The sequence below is a fragment of the Streptomyces sp. NBC_00019 genome, from assembly GCF_045041015.1.
GTDB lineage: Bacteria > Actinomycetota > Actinomycetes > Streptomycetales > Streptomycetaceae > Streptomyces.
Genome location: NZ_CP108302.1, coordinates 6495731 through 6516368, shown reverse-complemented (window position 1 = coordinate 6516368; position 20638 = coordinate 6495731). Strand labels below are relative to the sequence as shown.

General features: G+C 69.7%; 19 protein-coding genes. 12 read left to right on the top strand and 7 right to left on the bottom strand.

The genetic code is table 11. The annotated features are described in order from the left end of the window. Nucleotides 1–73: 73 nt before the first annotated feature. Nucleotides 74–1696 carry a beta-N-acetylhexosaminidase gene (locus OHU89_RS30870; RefSeq protein WP_405654719.1) on the bottom strand — a complete coding sequence of 541 codons (1623 nt, stop codon included), beginning with the start codon at nt 1694–1696 and terminating at the stop codon, nt 74–76. Between the two features lie 209 nt (nt 1697–1905). Between OHU89_RS30870 and OHU89_RS30865 the strand changes: the two genes are divergently transcribed. The 8 genes from OHU89_RS30865 (at nt 1906) to OHU89_RS30830 (ending at nt 9113) form a co-directional block, all read left to right on the top strand. After that, entirely contained in the window at nt 1906–2445 is a 540-nt protein-coding gene (locus OHU89_RS30865) for a 2-oxo-4-hydroxy-4-carboxy-5-ureidoimidazoline decarboxylase (RefSeq protein WP_405647677.1), read from the top strand. Between the two features lie 248 nt (nt 2446–2693). After that, on the top strand, nt 2694–3074 hold the full coding sequence (sdhC, locus tag OHU89_RS30860) for a succinate dehydrogenase, cytochrome b556 subunit (protein ID WP_405647676.1): 381 nt from the start codon (nt 2694–2696) through the stop codon (nt 3072–3074). Nucleotides 3075–3079: 5 nt separating this feature from the next. Beyond that, a complete protein-coding gene (locus tag OHU89_RS30855) occupies nt 3080–3562 on the top strand; it encodes a succinate dehydrogenase hydrophobic membrane anchor subunit (protein WP_266888807.1) in 483 nt (160 codons plus the stop codon). A 22-nt stretch (nt 3563–3584) separates the two neighbouring features. Then, nucleotides 3585–5339: a succinate dehydrogenase flavoprotein subunit gene (gene sdhA, locus OHU89_RS30850; protein WP_266888808.1), complete on the top strand. Its 1755-nt coding sequence runs from the start codon at nt 3585–3587 to the stop codon at nt 5337–5339. Further along, entirely contained in the window at nt 5339–6100 is a 762-nt protein-coding gene (locus OHU89_RS30845; RefSeq protein WP_046261720.1) for a succinate dehydrogenase iron-sulfur subunit, read from the top strand. The genes sdhA and OHU89_RS30845 overlap by 1 nt, the downstream gene beginning before the upstream one ends. Nucleotides 6101–6266: 166 nt before the next feature. After that, nucleotides 6267–6878: a Uma2 family endonuclease gene (locus OHU89_RS30840; protein WP_405647673.1), complete on the top strand. Its 612-nt coding sequence runs from the start codon at nt 6267–6269 to the stop codon at nt 6876–6878. A 61-nt stretch (nt 6879–6939) separates the two neighbouring features. Then, entirely contained in the window at nt 6940–7719 is a 780-nt protein-coding gene (locus OHU89_RS30835; RefSeq protein ID WP_405647671.1) for a hypothetical protein, read from the top strand. 113 nt (nt 7720–7832) lie between these two features. Beyond that, complete coding sequence (locus tag OHU89_RS30830) at nt 7833–9113, top strand: M48 family metallopeptidase (RefSeq protein WP_405647669.1); 1281 nt, start codon at nt 7833–7835, stop codon at nt 9111–9113. Between the two features lie 9 nt (nt 9114–9122). On the opposite strand, the gene OHU89_RS30825 is transcribed toward OHU89_RS30830, so the two are convergent. The 3 genes from OHU89_RS30825 to OHU89_RS30815 are packed head-to-tail and all read right to left on the bottom strand — an operon-like array spanning nt 9123 to nt 12465. Next, nucleotides 9123–11600, bottom strand: a complete 2478-nt coding sequence (locus tag OHU89_RS30825; RefSeq protein WP_405647666.1) for a DUF4132 domain-containing protein — start codon at nt 11598–11600, stop codon at nt 9123–9125. Further along, nucleotides 11597–11989: a hypothetical protein gene (locus tag OHU89_RS30820; RefSeq protein ID WP_351679862.1), complete on the bottom strand. Its 393-nt coding sequence runs from the start codon at nt 11987–11989 to the stop codon at nt 11597–11599. The genes OHU89_RS30825 and OHU89_RS30820 overlap by 4 nt, the downstream gene beginning before the upstream one ends. A gap of 41 nt (nt 11990–12030) precedes the next feature. Then, complete coding sequence (locus tag OHU89_RS30815) at nt 12031–12465, bottom strand: hypothetical protein (protein ID WP_405647664.1); 435 nt, start codon at nt 12463–12465, stop codon at nt 12031–12033. Nucleotides 12466–12596: 131 nt separating this feature from the next. On the opposite strand from OHU89_RS30815, the gene OHU89_RS30810 reads away from it, so the two are divergent. Together OHU89_RS30810 and OHU89_RS30805 are read left to right on the top strand one after the other, a co-directional pair. After that, nucleotides 12597–13007, top strand: coding sequence for a VOC family protein (locus tag OHU89_RS30810; protein ID WP_405647662.1), 411 nt, complete (start codon nt 12597–12599; stop codon nt 13005–13007). Between the two features lie 32 nt (nt 13008–13039). Beyond that, nucleotides 13040–13762, top strand: coding sequence for a TetR/AcrR family transcriptional regulator (locus OHU89_RS30805; RefSeq protein ID WP_405647660.1), 723 nt, complete (start codon nt 13040–13042; stop codon nt 13760–13762). A 10-nt stretch (nt 13763–13772) separates the two neighbouring features. Here the strand turns inward: OHU89_RS30805 and OHU89_RS30800 are convergent, their stop codons facing one another. Beyond that, nucleotides 13773–16181: an MMPL family transporter gene (locus OHU89_RS30800; protein WP_405654717.1), complete on the bottom strand. Its 2409-nt coding sequence runs from the start codon at nt 16179–16181 to the stop codon at nt 13773–13775. 168 nt (nt 16182–16349) lie between these two features. Here OHU89_RS30800 and OHU89_RS30795 point away from each other — a divergent pair, with 168 nt between their 5' ends. Both OHU89_RS30795 and OHU89_RS30790 read left to right on the top strand, forming a co-directional pair. Next, nucleotides 16350–17039 carry a response regulator transcription factor gene (locus tag OHU89_RS30795; RefSeq protein ID WP_266888817.1) on the top strand — a complete coding sequence of 230 codons (690 nt, stop codon included), beginning with the start codon at nt 16350–16352 and terminating at the stop codon, nt 17037–17039. Next, the gene (locus OHU89_RS30790; RefSeq protein ID WP_405647658.1) at nt 17036–18466 is read left to right on the top strand and encodes an ATP-binding protein; all 1431 of its coding nucleotides are present in this window, start codon (nt 17036–17038) and stop codon (nt 18464–18466) included. The genes OHU89_RS30795 and OHU89_RS30790 overlap by 4 nt, the downstream gene beginning before the upstream one ends. Here the strand turns inward: OHU89_RS30790 and OHU89_RS30785 are convergent, their stop codons facing one another. Then, complete coding sequence (locus OHU89_RS30785; RefSeq protein ID WP_405647655.1) at nt 18467–18868, bottom strand: ATP-binding protein; 402 nt, start codon at nt 18866–18868, stop codon at nt 18467–18469. It abuts the gene before it with no gap. Nucleotides 18869–18964: 96 nt separating this feature from the next. Continuing rightward, nucleotides 18965–20521: an ABC transporter substrate-binding protein gene (locus OHU89_RS30780; protein WP_405647653.1), complete on the bottom strand. Its 1557-nt coding sequence runs from the start codon at nt 20519–20521 to the stop codon at nt 18965–18967. Nucleotides 20522–20638: the final 117 nt, after the last annotated feature.

Sequence of the window (20638 nt, the reverse complement as noted above, 5' to 3'; positions counted from 1 at the left end):
AGCCCTCCCCAGAGCCTTACGCGCGGCAAGCGGAAGATACGGTTCGCAGGCGCCGTAAGTCCACTCGTCACCCTCAGCCCAGTCGATCGGCCAGCGCCTTGAAGTCCGTCCAGGACAGAGCCGGTTTCTCCGCGTCCCACAGCTTCTGGACCAGAGCCCTCAGCGGCAGCCGGACTCCGGCCGCGACCTGGTCCTGGGTCTGGGAGTTCGCGAGGTCGCACCAGACGGCGAAGTACCCGCCGCGGATCCGGTCGTCGTACTTCGCCGGGACCGCGAGCGTGCCGCGCACCACCCGGGGCGTCCACAGCTCGTAGATCCGCTGCCCCGTCGGATAGACGAAGTTGTTGGGCTGTCCGAGGACGTAGTACAGGAACTCGTCGTTGTAGTTGATCAGCTCGCGCCCCGCGCTCAGATACTCCACGGGCTGCCGCGCCCCGATCTCCTTGCCGGTCCAGTAGGCGACCTGGATGTCGGCGTCGGGCTGCACGGTCGTACCCCGGAAGAAGCCGTCGTTCCAGGCCTGCGGGGTCCTGTCGTGGGCGCGCACGGTGTCGGCGCGGTCGTTGAGCCACCCGGTGGTGAGGTCGGCGACGGTCCCGCCGGACCCGTACGCCTCCTTCGCGGCGGCGGCCAGTTGCGGGAACGACGCCTCCGGGTCGCTCACCACCAGCGCCTGGTACTCGTCGCCACCGAGGTGCCAGGGCACACCGGGGAACAGGTCGGCGTACTCGTCGAGCAGATCGTCGACGATCGTGGCGGACCCGCCTTTGGAGATGTCGATCGCGCCGCGGGTGGCGACGCCGGAGACGTTGCGCAGTTGCAGTTCGGGGTGCGCGGCGAGCACGGCACCCAGGTGTCCGGGTGAATCGATCTCGGGTACGACGGTGATGTGCCGCTGGGCGGCAAGCGCGACGATCTTCCGGACCTCGGCCTTGGTGAGGTGCTGGGCGGACACGATCTCGGGGTGCGAGTCGGACTCGATCCGGAACCCCTGGTCGTCGGAGAAGTGCAGCTGAAGCTGGTTGAACTTCAGGTCGCCCAGCTCCCGGACCCGGTCCTCGATCCAGCCCGCGGTGAAGTGCTTGCGCGCGATGTCGAGGGAGAACCCGCGCACCGCCTTGGCCGGCGCGTCCCGCACGACGCCCTCCGGCGCCGTACCGCCGCCGTGCACTTCCTGCTTGAGGGTGCGGGTCCCGTAGAAGACCCCGGAGTCGGCAGCCCCGCTGATGCTGACCCGCCCACCGCGCACGGTCATGGTGTACGACTCCGGATCGCCCCCTTCGCCGTCGTCGAGGGCCAGCCGCAGATCCCCGTCCCTGTCGTTCCCCTGCTCGCCCGCGTACGTCAGCCCCAGCTCGCCCGCGACCAGCCGCCCCTCCTCGGCCAGTTCCGCGTCGCTCACCACGACCCGCGCCCCGCGCTGCGGCCGCCAGCCGGGGCCCCGCGCCGGGGTGTGCGCCTGGACGGCGGGAATCGTGCGCGGGGTCCGCGAGAGGGGGTAGGAGCGGGTGGGCGACGGACTCGGTGCCTCCCGGGAAGCGCTGGGCGCGGCCGCCGAAGCCCCGACGGAGGACGTCGGCCGCGCGGATCCCGCCGGCCCGCCGTCACCTCCGTCCCCGGAGGCCCACAACCCGAGCCCCACCCCCGCGGCGACGGTCGCGGCCACCGCCGCGACGACGACCACCCGTGTCCTCATCTGCCGTGTCTGCCGTGCCTTCTCCGCCGACGGCCGGCGCCTGTGCTGGCTCACGACGCCAACCTAGACATGAAGGGTGGCCGGAAGTGTCCACCCGACGTTCCGAAACTCTGCCGTTCGGGTGAAATTCGGTTGTCCGTCGGACACGTGATGCTCACTCTCGATAACGTGACGCAACACCTCACACAGCTTCCCCTGCCGAAACACACGTGACGCCCACACACCTTCCCGGCCGAGTAGCCATACCGGCCCTGCCCGAGCAGACCCGCACCCCACGGTCGCCGACTCTGCTGGACGCCTTCAACACCGCGTCCCCCGAAGAAGCCCACCACCTCCTTCTCACCTGCCTCCGCAGCCTCCGCTGGGCCCGCCGAGTGGCAGACCACCGCCCGTACCCGGACCTGGCCTCCTTGCAGGCCGCGTCCGACGAGGCGGCGTACGACCTGTCCCCGGGCGACCTGTCGGAGGCCCTGGCGGGAGAGACGCTGCCGGCGCTGCCGGACGGAATGTACGAAGCCGCCCATATGGCCCTGAGCGCGGCACACGCGGCATACGAGGCGAAGTTCGGCCATTCGTTCGTCATCTGCCTGGACGGGTTGCCTCCGGGCGAGGCCCTGAACCACGTACTGGCGGGCATCCGGTCACGTTTGACGAACGATCCGGAGGAGGAACGGGTCGTGGCGGCGGAGGAGCTACGGCGCCTGGCAAAGGGACGCCTGGTGGACGCCCTCAGGGGCTCGGGGCCGTGACATCGGCGGCTCCACCGTGGGGCGCGACCAGCCACAACGGCACCACGCCCGGCAAATAACCCCACACACCACCCCAGACCCCGCCAACGCTCACCCAAACGCGTGCCACTTTGATCACACCGCTGGTCCCGGCTTAAGCCCAGCGCCGGCGCATCGCTACGATGCTGGGGGCCGGTGGACCGTACCCGGCCGGGCCAGACCGACAGCACAAGCCGGCGGCCCCAATCCCCGCTCCCGGAGGGACTTCCGTGCCGGCTGGAACGCTGTACCGCGGCCGGGAAGGAATGTGGTCCTGGGTGGCTCATCGAGTCACCGGCGTCCTCATCTTCTTCTTCCTGTTCGTTCACGTGCTGGACACCGCTCTCGTCCGTGTCTCCCCCGAGGACTACGACAGGGTCGTAGCCACTTACAAGACCCCGCTCGTCGCGTGTCTGGAGTACGGCCTCGTCGCCGCCATCCTCTTCCACGCGCTCAACGGCCTGCGCGTCATCGCCGTCGACTTCTGGTCGAAGGGCCCGCGCTACCAGAAGCAGATGCTCTGGTCGGTCGTCGGCCTGTGGGTCGTGCTGATGGTCGGGGCGATCTACCCCGTCCTCGGTCACGCCGCTCGTGAACTGTTCGGGAGCTGACGCGCATGTCCATCACCGAGAAGACCGCGTCCGGTATCGGCCCCGTCGAGGGCGAATCCCTCTACGACGTCGACAACCCGGCCCCCCTCATCGAGGCCCCGCGCAAGCGCACCAAGAAGACCCCCAAGTCCACGCGGGGCAACTTCGAGATGGCCGCCTGGCTGTTCATGCGTCTGTCCGGCATCGTGCTGGTCGTCCTGGTCCTCGGCCATCTGCTGATCCAGCTGGTGCTCGACGGCGGCGTCTCCAAGATCGGCTTCGCCTTCGTGGCCGGCCGCTGGGCGTCCCCGTTCTGGCAGGTCTGGGACCTGCTGATGCTGTGGCTCGCGATGCTGCACGGCGCCAACGGCCTGCGCACGGTCATCAACGACTACGCGGAGCGCGCGAACACCCGGCTCTGGCTGAAGGGCCTGCTCTACACCGCCACGGTGTTCACCATCCTGCTGGGCACGCTGGTGATCTTCACCTTCGACCCGAACATCCGCTAGGCACGGGGCTGAGGAATTCCTGATGAAGATCCACAAGTACGACACCGTCATCGTCGGCGCGGGCGGCGCCGGCATGCGCGCCGCGATCGAGTCGACGAAGCGCAGCCGTACCGCCGTGCTCACGAAGCTCTACCCCACCCGCTCCCACACGGGCGCCGCGCAGGGCGGCATGGCCGCCGCGCTGGCCAACGTGGAGGAGGACAACTGGGAGTGGCACACCTTCGACACGGTCAAGGGCGGTGACTACCTGGTCGACCAGGACGCCGCCGAGATCCTGGCGAAGGAGGCCATCGACGCCGTCCTCGACCTGGAGAAGATGGGCCTGCCGTTCAACCGGACGCCCGACGGGACGATCGACCAGCGCCGTTTCGGCGGTCACTCCCGCAACCACGGTGAGGCCCCGGTCCGCCGGTCCTGCTACGCCGCGGACCGTACCGGCCACATGATCCTCCAGACGCTGTACCAGAACTGCGTCAAGGAGGGCGTGGAGTTCTTCAACGAGTTCTACGTCCTGGACCAGCTGCTCGTCGAGGTCGACGGCGTCAAGCGGTCGGCGGGCGTCGTGGCGTACGAGCTCGCGACCGGTGAGATCCACGTCTTCCAGGCGAAGGCCGTGATCTACGCGTCCGGCGGCACCGGCAAGTTCTTCAAGGTGACGTCGAACGCGCACACGCTGACCGGCGACGGCCAGGCGGCGGTCTACCGTCGCGGTCTGCCGCTGGAGGACATGGAGTTCTTCCAGTTCCACCCGACCGGCATCTGGCGCATGGGCATCCTGCTGACGGAGGGCGCCCGCGGTGAGGGCGGCATCCTCCGCAACAAGGACGGCGAGCGCTTCATGGAGAAGTACGCGCCGGTCATGAAGGACCTCGCGTCCCGTGACGTCGTGTCCCGCTCCATCTACACGGAGATCCGTGAGGGCCGCGGCTGCGGTCCCGAGGGCGACCACGTCTACCTCGACCTCACGCACCTCCCGCCGGAGCAGCTGGACGCCAAGCTCCCGGACATCACGGAGTTCGCGCGCACCTACCTGGGCATCGAGCCGTACACGGACCCGATCCCGATCCAGCCCACCGCGCACTACGCCATGGGCGGCATCCCGACGAACGTCGAGGGTGAGGTCCTGTCGGACAACACCACGGTGGTCCCGGGCCTGTACGCGGCCGGCGAGGTGGCCTGTGTGTCGGTCCACGGCGCCAACCGTCTGGGCACGAACTCGCTCCTGGACATCAACGTGTTCGGCCGTCGGGCCGGTATCGCGGCGGCGGAGTACAGCCAGACGGCGGACTACGTCGAGCTGCCGGAGGACCCGGCCTCGCTCGTCGTCGAGCAGGTCGAGCGGCTGCGCTCGTCGACGGGCACCGAGCGCGTGTCGGTGATCCGTCGTGAGCTGCAGGAGGCCATGGACGCCAACGTCATGGTGTTCCGCACCGAGCAGACGATCAAGACGGCGGTCGAGAAGATCGCGGAGCTGCGCGAGCGCTACCTGAACGTCTCGATCCAGGACAAGGGCAAGCGGTTCAACACGGACCTGCTGGAGGCCGTCGAGCTGGGCAACCTGCTCGACCTCGCCGAGGTCATGGCGGTCTCGGCCCTGGCCCGCAAGGAGTCCCGCGGCGGTCACTACCGCGAGGACTACCCCAACCGCGACGACGTCAACTTCATGCGCCACACCATGGCGTACCGCGAGGTGGGCGACGACGGCGCCGAGTCGATCCGTCTCGACTACAAGCCGGTCGTCCAGACCCGCTACCAGCCGATGGAGCGTAAGTACTGATGGCAACCCCTGTTCTGGACAAGGTCGAGGCGGAGTCCGCGGCCTCTCCCTACATCACGGTCACGTTCCGCGTCCGTCGCTTCAACCCGGAGATCTCGGCCGAGGCGACCTGGGAAGACTTCCAGTTGGAGATCGACCCCAAGGAGCGCGTCCTCGACGGCCTCCACAAGATCAAGTGGGACCTGGACGGCACGCTCACCTTCCGCCGCTCCTGCGCCCACGGCATCTGCGGCTCGGACGCGATGCGGATCAACGGCAAGAACCGCCTTGCCTGCAAGACGCTGATCAAGGACATCAACCCCGAGAAGCCGATCACGGTCGAGCCCATCAAGGGCCTCACGGTCCTGAAGGACCTCGTGGTCGACATGGAGCCGTTCTTCCAGGCGTACCGCGACGTCATGCCCTTCCTCATCACGAAGGACACGAACGAGCCGACGCGTGAGCGCCTCCAGACCGCCGAGGACCGCGAGCGCTTCGACGACACGACCAAGTGCATCCTGTGCGCGGCGTGCACGTCGTCCTGCCCGGTCTTCTGGAACGACGGCCAGTACTTCGGTCCGGCGGCCATCGTCAACGCCCACCGCTTCATCTTCGACTCGCGCGACGAGGCCGGGGAGCAGCGGCTGGAGATCCTCAACGACCGTGACGGTGTGTGGCGCTGCCGCACCACCTTCAACTGCACGGACGCCTGCCCGCGTGGCATCGAGGTCACGAAGGCGATCGCCGAGGTCAAGAAGGCCCTGATCACGCGCCGGTTCTGAGGTCGTTTTCGGTACGGCTTCTCGTACGGCCGTGAGGGCCCCGTTTCCGTTGGGAGCGGGGTCCTCTGGCGTGCGGACACCCGTTTGGGTGAACGTGATCGTTAAGGACATACCGGTGGTGCCCGGCCTACGATGATGCTCTCGGCACCACCCACAGGAGGCACCGATGTCCACAGCAGCCGTCGAGCCACAGCCGCACGACGAGATCTCGCTGACGGCCCTGGCCGAAGAGATCATGGAACGCCATCCGGGGTATCGCGTCGAGATCATCGGAGGCCAGATCCTCGTGACCCCGTCCCCGGACGCTGCCCATGCCTGGGCTTTGACCACCCTTGTACTGCCCTTCGCTATGGCCGGGCTCCACGGGGGTGATACAGCAATCCTCCAGAATGTCAGCATCTGGCTGCCCGACGCTCCCGAGGACTTCGCTACCCCCGACCTCTGCATCGTCGACGCGGACATCGACGACCACCACATCGAGCGCAACTGCTACGACTCCATCGCCTTCCGAATGGTCTTGGAAGTCACCTCCAGCAACTGGAAGACTGATCTGCACAACAAGGTCAGCGCTTACGCTGACGCCGATGTCCCCGTCTACGTGATCGTCGACCGCAAGCACCAGCGTCTACACGTCCTCACCGACCCTGCCGACGAGGAGTACACAACCCACCGCTTGTACTCCCCTGGTGAGATGGTCACCCTGCCCGATTCCATCGGGGCACAGGTCAAGCTCGATGTCGCGGAGATCCTCAAGGCAGGCCAGCCGAAGAGCAGCTGAGATCCGGCCAACTCCCCTGTGACTCCTGGGACTTGTGTGACTCCAGTTGCACACTGACCCCATGCCCTTCCTGAAGAAAGCCGCCGCCTCCCTCTCCGCCGCAGCGGCCGTACTGCTCGCGATCCCCGCCTCCTCCTCGGCGGCCCCCACCCCGCACGGCACCCTCGCCCGGGAGACCTTCGACCGTCTCCCCCTGGGCCCGGTGACGAAGGGTCACGGCTGGACCGCCGACACCGCCGACGGCACCCTGACGGTCGCCCCCAGCAGCACGGGCCACGGCCGTGAACTCCGGATCCACACCGAGGGCAACGGCCGCGCCTTCCTCGTCTTCCCCGACCTGACCGCGCCCGGCAACAGCTACTGGGCCCGTCTGCGCGTCCGGGTGGACGCCTTCCCGACCGCCCCGGACTGGGCGCACTGGACGATCGCCGAGGCGTCCGGGTCCGACTCCCCCACGCTCGTCCGGCCCCTGGGCGGGCAGTACGCCCCCACCGACCGGGGCAACTTCTGGGGCGTCGGCTCCGACCTCGGCCCCACCGGCGACTGGACGTCGTGGAAGACCTCCGCACCGGCGATGGGCGGCGCGTGGCAGTGCGTCGAGTTCCATCTGGACGCGACGGACAACCGGGTCACGGTCTACTTCGACGGCGTCGAGCAGTCCGACCTGACCGTGTCCACGAAGGAACACGGCGGCACGGCCGACGACTTCCTCTTCCCGGCCTTCGACAAGCTGAAGCTCGGCTGGCAGCTCTACCAGGCCGACCCGGCCCCGTCCTCCTACGACATCCGTCTCGACGACATCGCCGTGACCACGCGTCGGGCGGGCGGCTGCGGGGCCTGAGGCGACGCCTACGCCAGGCGAGTTGGCCAGGTCTGCGCGACTGTGATCCACTGCCCTCGCCATGTACACAGCAGCCTCTGGGGAGGGGCTGCCGGGAGGGGGAGGGTGCGCCGATGCGTGCCGCCGGGGAACAGACAGTCCAGCCGTGCCCGCAGTGCGGGGTGGAGATCCGTGCCGACCGCCGGTTCACCGTGTGGTGCGCGGCCTGTGACTGGAACGTGGATCCGCAGGGGGCGGACGAGGAGAAGGGCGGGCTGGGGCGGCTGCGCCGCCGGCTGGCGCAGCGCCATGGTGAGCGGCTGGTCACCGATCTGAGCACCGGGGACGAGCGGCACTGGAACGGACGTACGGCAGCGGGTGTGCTGGCCTATGCGATCGCGCTCATGGTGCACGGGGTGACCGCCGCGCTGGCCGGGGGCGGTATCTGGTTCCTGGTCGGTGGCTGGGGCGGCATCGGCATGGTGCCCGGTCTGCTCCTGCTGGCGCTGGCCTGGACGCTCCGGCCGCGTCTGAACCGACTGCCCGGCAACGCCCGCGTCCTGTCCCGGGACGACGCGCCCGAGCTGTATGCGCTGATCGACGAAGTCGCCGCCCTGTCGGGCACCCGGAGCGTGGACACCGTCGTCGTCGACGCCCAGGCCAACGCGAGCGTGACGCACCTCGGTCTCCGTCGTCGGCTGCTGACGCTGGGGCTGCCGTTGTGGGAGGTCCTGACCCCGCAGCAGCGGATCGCTCTCCTGGGCCATGAACTCGGTCACTTCACCAACGGGGACACCCGGCACGGGATGGTCGTGGGAACGGCCTACAGGTCGCTGACGACCTGGCACTACTACCTGTCGCCCATCCAGGAGCCGACGTTGGTGGAAGCGCTCGTCAACCTGGTGTACCTCGTGCCTCGCTCGCTGATCGGGGGCCTCGTGCTGCTCCTGGACCTGCTGACCTCCAGCGCCGCCCGCCGCAGTGAGTACCTGGCCGACGCCGCGGCCGCCCGCGCCGGGTCCACCGAGGCCGCGGTCGGGCTGATGGATCGCCTCCACGTCACCGAGTCGGTGGAGACGACGCTGTACCGCGAGGCCAACGGCAGGCGTATGCGCGGCTCGGGCCGGACCACCTCGGACGACGCCGAGGGGTTGTGGGAGGCGTTGACCCATCACATGGACTCGGTCCCCGAGTCGGAAGTCGAACGCCAGCGCCGCGCGGGCGCCCGCCGCGGCCACAGCGTCGACGCGACGCACCCGCCGACGCATCTGCGACGCGGCCTGCTGCTCGACAGCCCGTCCCTGCCCGCCTCGGTGAACGCCGACGCCGAACGGGCCCGCCGCATCGCCGCCGAACTCTCGGGTCCGCGGGCGGAGGTGGCGCGGGAACTCGTCAGGGACGGTATCGAGGCGTGAAGGCCCCCACTACAGCTGGCTCAGGATCGTCGGGTCCGTGATCTTCGTGTCGGCCGCCAGCATCATCGCCTTGCTCAGGATGACCGCCAGCATGCGATCCCCCTCGTAGGGGAGGTAACCGGCCTGCGGGGCGGACGCGTTGGACTTCGGGACGATGCAGAGGTACTGGTCGTTCGGGGTGCGGAGGATGTTGCCCGAGCCGAGGTGGATCTTGTACTTGTGGCGGTCGCCCTTCACGTGCAGGAAGCGGCCCTCCAGGGTGCAGCGGTCGGCGATGGCCAGGCGAGGTATCAGGCGGTCCAGGAGGACGCGTCGGGTCTCCGCGCTCTGGCCCAGCTCGCCGAAGCCGTACGACGTCCAGTACTCCTGGAAGCGGCCGTCGGGCCCGCCGTCCTGCCAGGTGGGGTCGTTGCCCACGCTGGCCACGCCGACGAACAGGTCTACGTCGCGCAGGACTTCGGAGAGGACGAGAGGGGGGACCGAGTCCAGGGGCAGGGCCTCGACCGGGTCCTGGCCGTCGCGCAGCCACATGCGGTACTCGCCGCCGCAGCAGTGCGCCGAGTTCTCCGGGGCGTCGATCGGGTAGAAGCGGACCTGGTCGGTGCGCAGGCGCAGGAAGCTGCCGGACTCGGTGATGTCCTCGTAGTGCTCGCCGCCGTCGCCCTCGATCCAGTACTCGGCGCGCAGGCCCCACTGGGGCAGCTCACGGATGGCCGGCGGCGCCTCGTCGTCCACGCTGAGACGAAGCTTGTTGCGCCAGCCGCGGACCGCCGCCAAGGAGTGGAACTGGTGCTGGCGCAGGAAGTGCGCGGCGAAGCGGTTGGAGTAGGTGCCCGTCGCGCGTTCGGCGTCCGTCAGCAGGTACACCTCGCGGTGGGCCTGCTTGAACGGCTGGGTGATGCCGTGCCGTTCCAGCCAGTCGCGCCAGGCGACGATCTCGGCGGGTTCGTGATCCACCGGGTGCCAGAGGGAGACCTCGGTGCCGCTGTCCACCGGGTCGTCCGTGAGCGTGCGCAGGGCGCCCTGGGCGTACCCGACCGTCCTGCCGTCCACCTTCCACAGGAGGCGGCGGGCGAGGGTGCCGACCAGCGGGTGGTCGAGGTAGCGCGCACGCCAGGCGGCGTAGGGCCAGGTGCGGCGGGCCAGGAACTGGCGGTCCAGGCGCTCGCTCTGGGCCGAGAGCATCTTGTCGATGTCCTTGACGGCCGCCTTGATGTCCTTGAGGTCGTCGGCGTGGTCCCGGCGGACGGCGGACGGCACGCTCTTGACGGCCTTTCCGGTCGCGTTGCGCCAGCTCAGCACGGCCTTGGAGCCGTGGACCTCGACCAGGCCCGTGACGTCCCCGAGCCGGTGCTCGGCCCGTCCCACCTCCGTCAACCCATAGGCGGGGACCGCGAGTTCCTCGATCTCCTCCCGGCTGAGCCCCATCGCCTCGGCGCGCGCGTCCAGGGCCCCGTCGAGCAGCTTGAGCGTGCCCTTGAAGGTGACGCGGGTGGCGAGCCGGGCCAGTTCGGCGAGAGCGGCCTCGCTGTCGATGCGGGCGAGGGCGGTGACGCCGGCGTTGGCGACCTTGGGGTTGCGCGGGCCGAGCCCTGCGACCTTCCTGAGCGAGGTCTCGACGAGGCCGCCGAGGGCCCGGGCCGTGTCCGGGTGGGGCGGGAGCAGGGAGAGCAGCCAGGCCACGCCTCGGAGGGCGTCGGCGTTGTAGGGGTCGTAGGCGGCGTTGACGTCCGGCCCGTAGTCCCAGCCCGTCAGGGGGAAGGTGCGCGGGCGGCCGACGAGGGCGAGCCACGTCAGGGCCGCCTCGCGGACGCGGTCGGCACCGAGGGCCTCGACGAGCGCGCGGGCCGGTGCGTCCCACTTCGCGGTGGGTTTGGCGCTGGTGGCGGTGGCGACGTGGGCGAGCAGGGCCTGCCAGTCGGCGTCGTCCCCGGCGTCCCTCAGGGCCTGTTCGGCCCATTCCTCGCCGACGTTGAGTGCGGGGTGGGTGAGCTGCCTGACCACCTTGATCAGGGTGGCGTCCCGGTACGTGGTGCTGGAGGCCGTACGCCGGAAGACGGCCACCACTGCGGGCGCGAGCGGGCGGCCCGCGGCCAACTCGGCCTCGACCAGGCCCTCGTACCGCGATCCGTACCAGAAGGAGTGCTGCCGGGAGAGGTCGTCGAGCTGCTTCAGGCGCTGGGCGGTGAGCCGGTCGTCGGGCTCCAGTCCGTGGGAGACGATTCCGAGCAGCGTCAGGGCGTTGCTCCGGGCGGCCGGGCCGGCCTCCTCCGAGTGGTACTGCGTGACAAGGCCGTCGGCGACCCGTGCCCGCGTCTCGGGCGACAGTTCGCACAGCCGGTCCAGGACCCCGCTCCACAGGCCGGTCCAGTTGCCGCTGTTGACGACGGCGGCCTTGAGCAGGTCGTGGGCGAGCGCCTCCGGCTCCCCGTCGGCGGTGCGCTTGCTGATCAGGTCCTTGTACGTCTGGACGTTCCCCTTCATCATCCACCCACCAGCGCGACGAGCTTCAGGAACGTGACCTCCGTGCCGAGCACCAGCTCGATCTCCTCGTCGGGTTCGGTGACCTGGCGGTCGCCGACGAGCACCAGGAAGCCGTTGCCCGCGAAGGCCTTGAGCGCCAGCTCGGTCTGCTTCTCGGGGTCTATCCGGCGGGGCGTGCGCAGGGCATAGCCGTTCAGCACGCGCTCCGTGTCCTCGGGCTGGACCAGGCCCTGGAAGACCTCCGGCGTACGGGCGTTGTACTCGGCGACCTCCTGGAAGACCCGGCGCCGGATCAACTCCCGCACGCTGAGCCGCTCCTCGGCGATCTCCAGCCCCCAGCCGTCGCTACGGCTCCCGCTTGTCGTCTCGTCGACGAACATCACGATTCCCATGCCGCCGACAGTACGACCCACCACTGACAACGGGCCGGGCGTCACCGCAGGGCAGGCCTGCTCCACTCCCGCGCCCCCGCGGCCCGCATCAGCGCGACGGCCGCCTCCGGTTCCCCGGAGACCAGCGGATGCACCAGCTCGACGTAACGGACCTGCCCGGCCAGCGACTTCCTCAGCTGCCGCAGACTGCGGGCGCCGAAGGAGACCCGGCTGTCGGCCACTCCCGCGGCGAGCGCCAGCTTGCCGATGCCGACCTTGCACTCGGTCATCCCCGTCTCGCGGCAGGCGTGTGTCTCGACGTCGCCGTCCCACAGGCCTAGGACGATCCGGTACCGCACGCCGGAGCCCGTGTAGGTCGCGACGGCGAGGTGCCGGTCCCGCTCCCCCTCGCCGGGGCCGCTCAGGCCCAGTCTCTCGGCGACGTCCGTGAAAGCCACTCGGACTTCGTCGAGGAAGGCCTCTGTTCCCGGAACCATTCCCGCCCCCTCCGCCACACGGCTCTGAAGACGGCTCAGCGTACCGACGGAAGGACCTCCGTCTCGGCTCAATGAGTGACCCCGCGGAAAGCCCGCGGGGCAACCGTCGGCCCCGCACCTAATCTGATGGCATGTCAGACGAAGAGTCGTACGAGCTGCTCGGTTTCGACAACGTCCTGCTGCCCGTGGGTGACCTCGGCGAGGCCGTCGGCTTCTACGAGCGCGCCGGGTTCGCGGTGGTGGTCCGGCACGACGAGGCCGGGATCGCGGTGCTGAAGGCCGGCGGCGAGATTCCGGGGATCCTGCTCCGGCAGGAGGAGGGGATCGGGCACCGTCCGCCGCCGTGGCCCGCCCCGCGCCTGTGGCTGGAGGTGCCGGACGCGCGCGTGGCGGCACGGGAGCTGCGCAGCGCGGACCTCGAGCTGCTCGACGGGCCCTTCTCCACGGCCACCGGCTGGACCGTCGAGATCGCCGATCCGTGGGGCAACGTCGTCGGGTTCACGGACTACACCAAGCGGCCGGAGCTGGGACGCCGCCCCTGATCGCGCCCGCGCCACTGGTTAGGCTCTTCGTCGTGCCCGCGAACAACGAAGAGGGCGGTACGCCCAGCAAGTCCGAGCAGACCCGCGCCCTGATCCTGGAGACCGCCATGCGGCTGTTCCAGGAGCACGGCTACGACAAGACGACGATGCGGGCCATCGCCAAGGAGGCCGGGGTCTCCGTCGGGAACGCCTACTACTACTTCGAGGGCAAGGAGCACCTGATCCAGGGCTTCTACGACCGGATCGCCGCCGAGCACCAGGTGGCGGTCCGGGAGGTCCTGGAGCGGGAGACCGACCTGGAGGCGCGGCTCGCCGGTGTGCTGCGGGCGTGGCTGGACATCGCCACGCCGTACCACGAGTTCGCGGTGCAGTTCTTCAAGAACGCCGCCGACCCGGACAGTCCGCTCAGCCCGTTCTCCCCCGAGTCGGAGCACGCGCGCGTGGAGGCCATCAGCGTCCACCGCGACGTGCTGGCCGGTACGAAGACCAAGGTGCCGGAGGATCTGCGGGATGTGCTGCCCGAGTTGATGTGGCTCTCGCAGATGGGGCTCGTGCTCTATTGGATCTTCGACCGTACCGAGGGGCGCGAGCGGAGCTACCGGCTCGCCGAGCGCGGTGCCCGGCTCACCGCGCGCGGTGTCGCGCTCGCCAGGTTCCGGGTGCTGCGGCCGCTCGTGCGCGAGGTGCACGAGCTGTTCACGGACTTCCTGCCGGGGATGACGAAGATGATGCCCGACCCCGGCAGGAAGTCCTAGGAACCCCGCGTCAGTTCACCGAGTCCAGCTCCCCCTCGGCCAGCTCCACGTCGTACACCAGAGGCCCTTCGCTCACGACCACCTGACCCGCGCGCGAGCCGTACGAGGACGCCGAGGCCGACAGCAGATACGTGCCCGGGGCGGGCACCGACACGATGTACGAGCCGTCCGCCAGGGTCACCACCCGGTCCAGCTGGCGGCCGCCCCTGGACAGCAGCGTCACCGCCGCCCCCGCGACCGGCTCGCCGTCGGTGTCCCGGACGAAGCCGTGGACGACGGAGGCCGGACCGTCGTCCTCCACGGGGACCTCCGCGACAGCCTCTTCCCTGGGCTCCACCGCCAGATGCGGCAGCCGCCTCTCCAGCCCGTCCGGCAGCCACCAGTTGGACTTGCCGAGCAGATGCATCGCGGCCGGCACCAGCGCCGTACGCAGGATGAACGCGTCCAGGGCGACCGCGGCCGCGAGGCCGATGCCCGCCATGGCGCCCTCCATGTCGCCGCTGAGGACGAACGCGGAGAAGACGCAGATCATGATCAGGGCCGCGCAGTTGATGACCCGGCTGGTCTCCGCCAGGCCCACCCGGACCGCGCGCGCGTTGTCCTTCGTGTGCACCCACTCCTCGTGCATCCGGCTCACCAGGAACACCTGGTAGTCCATCGAGAGGCCGAAGAGCAGGGAGAGCATGATGACCGGCAGGAACGCCGTGATCGGGCCCTCCTTGCCGATACCGATGAGCTCCGTCCCCCAGCCCCACTGGAAGATCGCCACCAGGACGCCGAAGGACGCGGCCGCCGCTATCAGGTTCATCAGGGCGGCGGTCAGCGGGACCACCAGCGAGCGGAACGCGACGAGCAGCAGCAGGAAGCCCAGCGAGATGATCGCCGCGACGAAGTACGGCAGCCGCTCGCCGGTCACGGCCGCGAAGTCCTTGAAGACGGCCGTGACACCGCCGACATGGGCCTCGGCGCCGGAGGCGGGGATCACGTCGTCGCGCAGCCGGTCGATGAGCTGGTCGGTCTTCTCCGACTGCGGTGAGGTCGTCGGGACGACCTGGATCAGCGTGACACCGTTCGCGGGCGGTACGGCGGCCACCTGAGCCACACCCTCGGTGGACTCGATACGGGAGACCAGCCCCTGTGCGTCACCTTCGGAGACGACCACCTGCAGCGGGCCGTTGAAGCCGGGCCCGAAGCCCTCGGCGAGCAGGTCGTAGGCCTGCCGGGTCGTCGTCGACTCCTGGTGGTTGCCCTGGTCGGTGGCGCCGAGCCGGATGGAGAGCACGGGCAGCGCCAGGATCACCATGACCACGAGGGCCAGCCCGGCGACCGCGCGCGGGCGCTTCTGGACGTACGCCGACCAGCGCGCCGCGAGTCCGCTCGTGAGCTCCGGCTCGGGTCCCGTCGCGGCCAGCTTGCGCCGCTGACGGCGGCTGAGGACGCGCATACCGAGGAGGCCGAGGAGCGCGGGCAGCAGCGTGATCGCGGCCAGCACGCTCAGCACCACCGTCAGCGAGGTCGCGATGACCACACCGTCCAGGAACCGCATGTTCATCACGAGCATGCCCGCGAGCGCGATGCACACCGTGCCGCCCGCGAACAGCACCGCGCGCCCGGAGGTGTTGAGCGCGACGACCGCCGACTCCTCGGGCTTCATGCCCCGCAGGATGCCGCGGCGGTGCCGGGTCACGATGAACAGGGCGTAGTCGATGCCGACGCCGAGACCGATCAGCGAGCCGAGCAGCGGGGCGACTTCGGGCACGTCGGTGACATGGCTGAGCAGCGAGGTCGCCATCAGGCCGGTGCCGAGAGCCGCAATGGCGACCACCAGGGGCAGCAGCATCGCGAAGAGCGAGCCGAAGGCCAGGAAGAGCACGACCGCCGCGGCGACGATGCCGACCATCTCGGCGATGCCGGTCGGCGGCTCCTGCGTCCGGGTGATCGCCTGACCGCCCAGCTCGACCTGGAGTCCGCTCTGTTCAGCGGCCTGCGCGGTGTCGACGACGTCCTCGACGAGCTCCTTGGGTACGGCGTTGGCCTGCTCGACGAAGGTGACCTGGGCGTAGGCGATCCGCCCGTTCTCACTGATCTGCGCCGCGCCGTCGGCCGCATAGGGGTCGGTGACCTCGCCGACCCCCTTCATCGCGCCGATCTCCTTCAGCGCGGGCTCGATCCGGGACCGTACGGCCTCGTCCCGTACGGAGCCCTCGTCGACCTTCCACACCACCGTGTCGGTGTCGCCCGCGCTCTGCGGGAAGGCCTTCTCCATCAGGTCGTACGCGCGCGTGGAGTCCGTGTTCGGGAGCGAGAACGTGTTCGCGTAGTCCGTGCCCGCGGCGGAACCCGCGAAGCCCACACCGAACACCGTCCCCACCCACAGCAACAGGACCACCAGCCGGTGCCGATAGCACCACCGTGCCAATGCCGCCACGATCAACGCTCCCTATTTGTCGGTCGGTTGGTCCCCCAGGTCCTGGGCAACAGGATTGATGCCGGCACGCGTGCGTGGACACCGGTTACGACCGACTCTCAAGCAACTCCAAAGCACCGAACCGGCCCGGCTGTCAGTGGCTCCGCCGATACTGGGGGCATGACGACGGCCCCAGGCACCGTGCTGGTAGTGGAGGACGAGGAGAGCATCGCGGACGTTCTCGCCATCGCGCTGCGCTACCACCGGTTCGAGGTGATGATCGCGGGCACCGTCCGGGAGGCCCTGGCGCTCACCGAGCGCACCCGGCCCGACGTCGCGCTGCTCGACGTCATGCTGCCCGACGGCGACGGACGCGCCCTGGGGCGCCGACTGCGCGCCGAGCGCCCCGGCATGGCGCTGGTGTTCCTCACCGCGCGCGACTCACCCGGCGAGATCGTCGGCGCCCTCGGCTTCGGCGACGACTACATCACCAAGCCGTTCAACATCGACGAGGTCATCGCCCGTGTCACCGCGGTACTGCGGCGGACGCGCCACGCCGATGTGCTGCCGCAGCGGCCGCCGCTGACGTACGGCGATCTGGAGCTGGACGAGACGACGTACAGCGTCCACCGCGCGGGACGGACCGTCGAGCTCACCCCCACCGAGTACGCGCTGCTGCGCTTCCTGGTGCGCAACGGCGGGCGGATCGTGCCGAAGGAGCAACTCCTGCGCCATGTCTGGCAGTACGAGCACACCCCACCCGAGTCGACGATCGTGGAGACCTACATCAGCTATCTGCGGCGCAAGCTGGACGCGCTGGGGCCGCCGGTCATCACGACCCGGCGCGGCGTCGGATACGGGCTCGCATGAGGTTTCCCCGCACCCTGTCCCGGCACTCGCTGCGCGCCCGGCTCACGCTGGCGAACGTGGCGCTGCTGGCACTCGGCATCGTCGCGGCGACCGCTGTGAGCGTGATGGGCATGCGGTACTACCTGCTCGACCAGATCGACGGCGAACTCGACCAGACGCGAAAGTCGCTTGGCGGTTCCCAGCTCACGCTGGAGATGATCGAGGGGCTCACCGACCTGGCGATCGTGCGCGAGCAGTTCATGCGGCAGAGCGTGGAGGAGACCCGGCCGGACGAGCTCCTCACGCTCGTCGACGAGCGGGGCGGCACGCTCTCCCTGGCCGGATACACGCCGAGCGACGTCCAGCGGGACTTCGCCAGCGCCGTGGGCGATCCGCGCGTGCTGGCCACCGACACCGAACCGCACGACATCCGGGTGGGCGGCGACGCCTACCGGGCGACCGCGACCCGCCTCGCCGACGGCACGTACGTCCTGCTGGCCACCTCCACCGAGGCCGTCCACCGAGGTGTCGGCAAGGCCGTCAAGCTCGATCTCGCCATAGGCACCCTGTTGCTGGCGCTGCTGGCCTGTCTGACGATGTTCAGTGTGCGGCGCCGGATGCGGCCGCTGGAGGACATGGTGGAGACCTCGTCGGCGATCGCCGAGGGGGATCTGACCCGACGGGTGCCGTCCAGCCGGGAGGCGACGCTGGAGGTCGAGCAGCTGCGCGTCGCCCTCAACTCCATGCTCCAGCAGGTGGAGTCGGCGTACCGCACGCGCGAGCACAGCGCGTCCCAGCTGCGCCGGTTCGTCGCCGACGCCTCGCACGAGCTGCGCACCCCGCTGTCGGCGATACGCGGCTATCTCCAGCTGTACGACAAGGGCATGCTGCGGGAGGAGGCCGAGCGCAAGCGGGCCTGGGCGCGGGTGATGGCGGAGGCGGACCGGATGGGTCGGCTGGTGGACGAGCTGCTCACGCTCGCCCGCCTGGACCAGCAGCCCGAACTGCGGTTCCGCAACGTCGATCTGAGCCGTCTGGTGCGGGACGCCGCCGAGGACCTGCGGGTGCAGCAGCCGGACCGGCCGGTCAGCGTCGGCGCCGAGGGCGCGCTGCTGGTGCACGCCGACGAGTCGGGGCTGCGGCAGGTGCTGGGGAACCTGGTGGGCAATGTGCGCACCCACACGCCCGCCGATGTGCCGGTGCGGCTCGGGGTGGAGCGGGCGGACGGGGTCGTACGGCTGTGTGTCGCGGACGAGGGTCCCGGGCTCTGCGACGAGGACGCGGCGCGTGTCTTCGACCGGTTCTTCCGGGCCGGCGGGGGCGCGGGGAGCGGGCTCGGCATGGCGATCGTGCAGGGGGTCGTACAGGCGCACGGCGGGCGGGTGGCGGTGCGGACGGCTCCCGGCGAGGGGCTGACGGTGACGGTCATCCTGCCGGCGCGGACGTAGTCAGGTGTTCGCCGGCACGAGGGCCCATACGGTCTTGCCGTGCCGCCCTCTGCTCCACACCCCCCACGCGGCGGCGATGTTCTCCACCAGATGCAGCCCGCGGCCGGTCTCCTCCCACTCCCCGACCGCTCTGAGCCGGGGCTCCATCTCCCCTTCGTCGGACACCTCTATGAGGCAGGAGCCGTCGGCGAGCGCGGTCACCGCCACCTCGAACTCGCGTTCCAGCAAAGGCCCGTGGCGTACGACGTTCGTCGCCAGCTCGGACACCAGCAGTACGGCGTCCGCGAGCGCCGGATCGTCGGTCCCGTGTCCCCAGTCGGCCAGATGGTCCCGCACCCGGCGCCGGGCGAGACCGACGGAAGCCGGATGCCGGGGCAGCCGGAAGGAGTTGCGTCTCAACACGTTTGCTCCTCACCCCACGCACACCTCCGTCACATGGTGCTGCGTAGGGCTGCTACCCCGCGTCACTCCGGCGAATGTCAATGGCGCGAGATCGCGTCAGATCCAGTTGAGCCGCCAGAGCCGGAAGACACCGGTACCGTCCGAAAGATACTGGCCACCGCCGACGTCCTCGCTGGTCACCACGTACTCCTTGGCCTGCCAGAGCGGAATGACCGGAACATCCCGGGCGACGGCGTCCTGCAGCGATCGGAAGTCGTCCGTGGCGTCACCGCGGTCCTCGAACCGCTGACTTGCCTGAATCAGATCGTCGACCTGGACGCTGCTGTACCCGGTGCTCATGGTTCCGTCGGTGCCGACGAGCGGGCCGCCGTAGGTGTCCGGGTCGGGGTAGTCCGCGACCCATCCGACCGCGTACGCGTCGAGCTTGCCGCCGACCCAGCGCTTCTGGAAGTCGGTCCACTCGTAGCCCTTGACGGTCACCTTGAACAGACCGCTCGCCTCCAGCTGCCGCTTGAGCTCCTTCGCCTCCCCGGCGGCGGAGGCGCGGCCGATGCCGTAGCCGTAGGTGAAGCGGACCGGCAGGCTCACTCCGGCCTCGGTGAGCAGGGCGCGGGCCTTCTCGGCGCTCCGTTTCGGGTAGGCGTCGAAGAACGCCGTGGTGTGGCCGGTGATGCCCGTCGGGATGAGCGAGTACAGCGGGTCGACGGTTCCCTCGTACACCGTGGCCGCCAGCCGCTCACGGTCGATCAGCCAGGCCATCGCCTGGCGGACCTTGGTGTCGCGCAGCGGCGAGGAGGAGCGGGTGTTGAGGTAGAGGTTGCGGACCTCGGAGCTGTCGGCCTCGGAGACCCGCATGGTCGGGTCGCTCGGATTCAGCTCGGCGAGCGTCTTCGGCGGCAGCTGCCGGGTGGCGGCGTCGACCTGCTTCTTCTCCCAGGCACTGTTGAGCGCGTCGGCGTCCTTGTAGTAGCGCAGTTCGACGGGGCGTCCGGCGCTCTTGACCGCGCCCTCGTAGCGCCCGTTGGGCGAGAGGTCCGCCTTGCTGTTCTTCGTATACGCCGTCAGCTCGTACGGGCCGGTGCCGTCCACGCCGTTGTCGGTGCGCAGGCCGTTGGCCGGGTACTTGGTGCGGTCGACGATCGAGCCGGCTCCGGTGGCCACCTTGAACGGGAAGGTGGCGTCCGGGGTGGACAGCCGGAAGGTGACGGTCAGACCGCTCGCGGACACCGACTTGAGGGTGTCCAGCAGCGCGGAGGGGCCAACGTCCGACTTGATCTTCTTGACGCGGTCGAAGGAGTACTTCACGTCCTCGCCGGTCATCGCGCGCCCGCTCGGGAAGGCGAGCCCTTCCCGCAGCGTGCACCGGTAGGTGCGCAGATCGCTGCCGACGAACTCACAGCTCTTCGCCGCGTCGGGCACCGGCTTCGCGCCGCCCGCCTCGAAGGTCAGCAAGGACTGGAAGACGTTGCTGAACAGGGCCCAGGACCCGGCGTCGTAGGCGCCGGCCGGGTCGAGTGACGTGACGACGTCCGACGTGCCCACCTTGATGGTCTTGCCCGAATCCTCCTGCGACGGCATCAGCTGCCAGCCGCCCACTCCGACGGCCGCCAACACCAGCAGCGTCGCGAGAATCCGTATGCGAACCGATCGCATCGGTGCCCTCCCCGGGCCCCCACGGCCCCAAGCGCAAACGCCGCCTCCCCTGGCGGCGCGGCTCACCTAACCACACGCGTTTCAGGTGGGGGAAGAGGGATCTTGAGAGTTGAGAAA

What these genes read in the sequence shown, in the direction of transcription:
- OHU89_RS30870 (WP_405654719.1), bottom strand. Translation starts at nt 1,696, where the DNA reads ATGAGGACACGGGTGGTCGTCGTCGCGGCGGTGGCCGCGACCGTCGCC.
- OHU89_RS30855 (WP_266888807.1), top strand. Translation starts at nt 3,080, where the DNA reads ATGTCCATCACCGAGAAGACCGCGTCCGGTATCGGCCCCGTCGAGGGC.
- sdhA (WP_266888808.1), top strand. Translation starts at nt 3,585, where the DNA reads ATGAAGATCCACAAGTACGACACCGTCATCGTCGGCGCGGGCGGCGCC.
- OHU89_RS30845 (WP_046261720.1), top strand. Translation starts at nt 5,339, where the DNA reads ATGGCAACCCCTGTTCTGGACAAGGTCGAGGCGGAGTCCGCGGCCTCT.
- OHU89_RS30840 (WP_405647673.1), top strand. Translation starts at nt 6,267, where the DNA reads ATGTCCACAGCAGCCGTCGAGCCACAGCCGCACGACGAGATCTCGCTG.
- OHU89_RS30835 (WP_405647671.1), top strand. Translation starts at nt 6,940, where the DNA reads ATGCCCTTCCTGAAGAAAGCCGCCGCCTCCCTCTCCGCCGCAGCGGCC.
- OHU89_RS30830 (WP_405647669.1), top strand. Translation starts at nt 7,833, where the DNA reads ATGCGTGCCGCCGGGGAACAGACAGTCCAGCCGTGCCCGCAGTGCGGG.
- OHU89_RS30825 (WP_405647666.1), bottom strand. Translation starts at nt 11,600, where the DNA reads ATGATGAAGGGGAACGTCCAGACGTACAAGGACCTGATCAGCAAGCGC.
- OHU89_RS30820 (WP_351679862.1), bottom strand. Translation starts at nt 11,989, where the DNA reads ATGGGAATCGTGATGTTCGTCGACGAGACGACAAGCGGGAGCCGTAGC.
- OHU89_RS30815 (WP_405647664.1), bottom strand. Translation starts at nt 12,465, where the DNA reads ATGGTTCCGGGAACAGAGGCCTTCCTCGACGAAGTCCGAGTGGCTTTC.
- OHU89_RS30810 (WP_405647662.1), top strand. Translation starts at nt 12,597, where the DNA reads ATGTCAGACGAAGAGTCGTACGAGCTGCTCGGTTTCGACAACGTCCTG.
- OHU89_RS30795 (WP_266888817.1), top strand. Translation starts at nt 16,350, where the DNA reads ATGACGACGGCCCCAGGCACCGTGCTGGTAGTGGAGGACGAGGAGAGC.
- OHU89_RS30790 (WP_405647658.1), top strand. Translation starts at nt 17,036, where the DNA reads ATGAGGTTTCCCCGCACCCTGTCCCGGCACTCGCTGCGCGCCCGGCTC.
- OHU89_RS30780 (WP_405647653.1), bottom strand. Translation starts at nt 20,521, where the DNA reads ATGCGATCGGTTCGCATACGGATTCTCGCGACGCTGCTGGTGTTGGCG.